General features: G+C 74.5%; 4 protein-coding genes. 3 read left to right on the forward strand and 1 reads right to left on the reverse strand.

From position 1 onward, the window contains the following. The coding region (locus ACFXAZ_RS39340; protein WP_384601836.1) for an AIR synthase-related protein at nt 1–629 on the forward strand (629 nt) is incomplete at its 5' end. After that, nucleotides 626–1,429, forward strand: a complete 804-nt coding sequence (thiD, locus tag ACFXAZ_RS39345; RefSeq protein WP_384601839.1) for a bifunctional hydroxymethylpyrimidine kinase/phosphomethylpyrimidine kinase — start codon at nt 626–628, stop codon at nt 1,427–1,429. The genes ACFXAZ_RS39340 and thiD, both read left to right, overlap by 4 nt. A 151-nt stretch (nt 1,430–1,580) precedes the next feature. Here thiD and rpmB read toward each other — a convergent pair whose 3' ends face one another. Beyond that, nucleotides 1,581–1,766 (reverse strand): 50S ribosomal protein L28, encoded by a 186-nt coding sequence (rpmB, locus tag ACFXAZ_RS39350; protein ID WP_004924906.1) that lies wholly within the window; start codon nt 1,764–1,766, stop codon nt 1,581–1,583. A 303-nt stretch (nt 1,767–2,069) separates the two neighbouring features. On the opposite strand from rpmB, the gene ACFXAZ_RS39355 reads away from it, so the two are divergent. Continuing rightward, nucleotides 2,070–3,821: a DAK2 domain-containing protein gene (locus ACFXAZ_RS39355; RefSeq protein ID WP_384601842.1), complete on the forward strand. Its 1,752-nt coding sequence runs from the start codon at nt 2,070–2,072 to the stop codon at nt 3,819–3,821. The last annotated feature ends 268 nt before the right edge of the window (nt 3,822–4,089 follow it).

Below are 4,089 nucleotides of genomic sequence, written 5' to 3' on the forward strand. Positions count from 1 at the left end.
GCCCCGAGCGCCCCGCCGCGGGCGCCTCGGCGCGCGCCCGCGATGTGGGACGAGGTGACACCATCATGGTGTCGATCACCGCGCTCGGCGATCTGCGCAACCAGGAGCCGGTCACCCGGGCCGGCGCCCGGCCGGGCGACCTCGTCGCGGTGACCGGCTGGCTGGGCTGGTCCGCCGCCGGTTACGCGGTGCTCTCGCGGGGCTTCCGCTCGCCGCGGGCCTTCGTCGAGGCGCACCGGCGCCCGGAACCGCCGTACCACGCCGGTCCGGCCGCCGCCGGGCTCGGCGCGACCGCGATGTGCGATGTCAGCGACGGCCTGATCGCCGACCTCGGGCATGTCGCGGTGGCCAGCAAGGTACGCATCGACATCCGCTCCGGCGCGATCGACATCCCCTCCCAGATGAACGACATCGGGCAGGCGGTCGGCGTCGATCCGCTCCAGTGGGTGCTCACCGGGGGAGAGGACCACGCGATCGTGGCCACCTTCCCGCCCGATGTGAAACTGCCCGCGCGCTGGAAGGTGATCGGCGAGGTGCTGCACCCCTCGGCGCTGCCCCAGGTGACGGTGGACGGGGCGCCCTGGACGCGCAAGAGCGGCTGGGACCACTTCGGGGACATCGAGTCATGAGCACGCCCGCTTCCGCGCCCCCTCGGGTGCTGACGGTGGCCGGTTCCGACTCCGGCGGGGGCGCCGGTATCCAGGCCGACCTGAAGACGATGCTGGCGCTCGGTGTGCACGGCATGAGCGTGATCACCGCCGTGACCGCGCAGAATTCCCTGGGCGTCCAGGGCGCCTGGGAACTTCCGGTGGCGGCCGTGCGGGCCCAGTTCCGCAGTGTCGTCGACGACATCGGCGTACAGGCCATCAAAACCGGAATGCTGGCGTCCGCCGAACTTGTCGAGACGGTCGCGGACTTGCTCGGCGGCACGGACGTGCCCACGGTGATCGACCCGGTGGGCGTCTCCAAGCACGGCGACTCGCTGCTCGCCGCGTCCGCGCTGGACTCCGTACGCACGAAGCTGCTGCCGCTGGCCACGGTCGTCACGCCGAATCTGGACGAGGTGACCCAGCTGACCGGGGTGCGGGTCGGGTCCGAGGGCGACATGCGGACGGCCGCCGCGGCGCTGCTGCGCTACGGGCCGCGGTGGGTGCTGGTCAAGGGCGGGCATCTGCCGGGCGAGGCCGTGGACCTGCTGACGGACGGCTCGGCCGAGCACTGGCTGCGGGCGCCGCGCTACGACAACCGGCACACCCATGGCACCGGCTGCACCCTCGCGTCCGCGATCGCCTCCCGGCTGGCGAAGGGGGACACGGTGCCGGAGGCAGTGGCGGCGGCCAAGCGGTATGTGAGCGGGGCCATCGCGGCCGGGTTCGCGCTGGGGGCGGGGATCGGGCCGGTGGATCACGCGTGGGAGCTGCGGCGGTAGCGGCTGCGGGCGGGAGCCGTGCCGATCCTGGGCACGGCAGAAGCGAACCGGGGCACGGCCAAAAGCGATCCTGGGCACGGCAAAAAGCCGACCCACCGAAGTGGGTCGGCTCGATGCGGCGAACCAGCGTGGCCGCGCGCTCAGCTGAGCGTCAGCGCGAGACCTTGCCGGCCTTGATGCACGAGGTGCAAGCGTTCACGCGCTTCGGCGTCCCGCCGACCACGGTACGCACGCGCTGGATGTTGGGGTTCCAGCGACGGGGCGTACGGCGGTGCGAGTGCGAGATGTTGTTGCCGAAGCCCGGCCCCTTGCCGCAGACGTCGCAGTTGGCAGCCACGGGTCACTCCAAAGACTTCAGATGCACTTACGGTGGATCCCGGCACGCCCGGATCCGGGCCACGGTTCTTGCGAACCGTCGGGGATCTGAGTGGCGGTGCCAGGGGAATGGCCCGATCTGCATCGGGCAACCGCAGCAGCATACAACGGCTGCGTCGGTACAACGAAATTACCATGGCTGCTCAGGGGCCCGCCGCCGCCCCGTACCGGTGGGCGGCGGCCCCGGCACTACGCTGCGTCCCACGTCCAGCAGCCGGGTCCCGCGTCTGCGACATGACCGGCCGGGCAGGTCCTAGGAGGCGCAGTGGCGCAGGTGCCGCAGACATTCTTCGATGCTCTCGCGGTGCGCGCGTGGTGCGGTCTCGCCCTGGAGGCGCTGGGACGCGCGCGTGAGGAGATCGACGCGATCAATGTGTATCCGGTGGCGGACGGCGACACCGGTACGAATCTGTATCTGACCGTGGAGTCGGCCGTGGCGGCCGTGGAGGCCGTCTTCGCGGGCTACGAGGTCGACGCCCGCAACGCGGCGGGGCCCTCGCTGGCGGACGCCGCGCGGGCGATGGCGCACGGGGCGCTGATCGGGGCGCGGGGAAATTCCGGGACGATCCTGGCGCAGTTGCTGCGGGGAATGGCCCAGGTGCTGACCGCCGGTGAGAACGCTCACACCGGCCGTGTCGGGGGTCCGGCGCTGGGGCTCGCCCTGCGGCGCGCCGCCGACGCCGCGCGTCAGGCCGTGGCGCATCCCGTGGAGGGGACCGTCCTGTCGGTGGCCTCGGCCGCCGCCGACGCGGCCGGGGGAGCGCCGGGCGAGGACTGCGCGACGGTCGCGCGGGCGGCCTACGAGGGGGCGCGTACGGCCCTGGCGGCGACCCCCGGGCAACTGGCCGTGCTCGGCCGGGCCGGGGTGGTGGACGCCGGGGGGCGGGGCCTGGTGGCGGTGCTGGGGGCGCTGGCGGAGACGTTCACGGGGGAGACGCCGGGGGCGGTGGCGACGGCGGCTGCCGGGCGGTACGCGCGCGGGGGCGGCGTCTCGGGGCCCGTTGCGGCGTCTTCCGGCGTGTCGGCGGCCGGGTCCGGCGCTGTCGCCGGGGGCGGTGGGACGGGGGAGTGCGCCGACGCGGCCGGGGACGACGGTCCCGCGTACGAGGTGATCTATCTCCTGGAGGCCGACGACAGGGCCGTGACGCGGCTGCGGGAGCGGCTGGACGGGCTCGGGGACTCGCTGGTCGTGGTCGGCGGTGACGGGCTGTGGAACGTCCATGTGCACGTGGACGACGCCGGGGCCGCCGTCGAGGCAGGCGTCGAGGCCGGACGGCCGTACCGGATCCGGATCACCCACTTCGGCGCGGACGACGTGCACAGCGCGCGGGGCGAGTGGGCGCCCCGGGAGCGGGCGCAGCGGGCCGTGGTGGCCGTGGTGCCGGGCGAGGGCCTGGCGGGGCTGTACGCGCAGGCGGGCGCGACGACCGTGCTGGCCCGCCCGGGGGAGGCGCCCGCGAGCGGCGAGCTGGTGGAGGCGGTACGGCGGGCGCACGCGCGCGAGGTGGTGCTGCTGCCCAACGACGCCGAACTGCGGCACACGGCGGCGGCTGCGGCCGAGCAGGCCCGCGCGGAGGGCGTCCGGGTGGCGCTGATCCCGACCCGGTCCGCCGTCCAGGGCATCGCGGCGCTCGCCGTGCACGCGCCGGAGCGGCGGTTCGACGAGGACGTCGTCTCCATGACCTCGGCCGCGGGCGCGACCCGCTACGCCGAGGTCGCCGTCGCCGAACGCCAGTCCTGGACCATGGCCGGCATCTGCCAGGCCGGCGACGTCCTCGGGCTCATCGACGGCGACGTCGCCGTGATCGGCTCCGAGGTCACCACGACCGCCGAGGCCGTCCTGGACCGCATGCTCGCCGCCGGCGGCGAACTGGTCACCCTCGTCCTCGGCGACGACGCCCCGGACACCATCGCCGAGCACCTGGAGACGCGGGTCCGGGAGGGGTATCTGGCGGTGGACACGGTGGTCTATCGGGGTGGGCGGCAGGGGGCGGTTTTGTTGATCGGGGTGGAGTAGGGGGCGGGCCTGCCGGGGTGCTGGGGAATGCCGACGCGGGCGGGTGTTTGCTTGTCGGGCCAGGCGGGGCCGACCGGGCGTCGTCCGGTGAGGCCGGAGTCTGAGACCCGGCCTCTTTGTCCGGCGCCTGTCCTGTACCTCGGGGGCGGGGCGTCCGGCTGCCTGGCGGACCCTGCCGTTGCCGCCCTGCCGGGCCTGCGCCCGCGCACCGGCCGCCGCCAGGCCGTTCACCCGGTCCCGCGTCCGGCCCCGCCCGGCTGACTCCCTG

This window comes from Streptomyces sp. NPDC059477 (assembly GCF_042749375.1).
Taxonomy (GTDB): domain Bacteria; phylum Actinomycetota; class Actinomycetes; order Streptomycetales; family Streptomycetaceae; genus Streptomyces.

Coding starts and splice junctions, on each gene's coding strand:
- thiD (WP_384601839.1), top strand. CDS start 626: ATGAGCACGCCCGCTTCCGCGCCCCCTCGGGTGCTGACGGTGGCCGGT.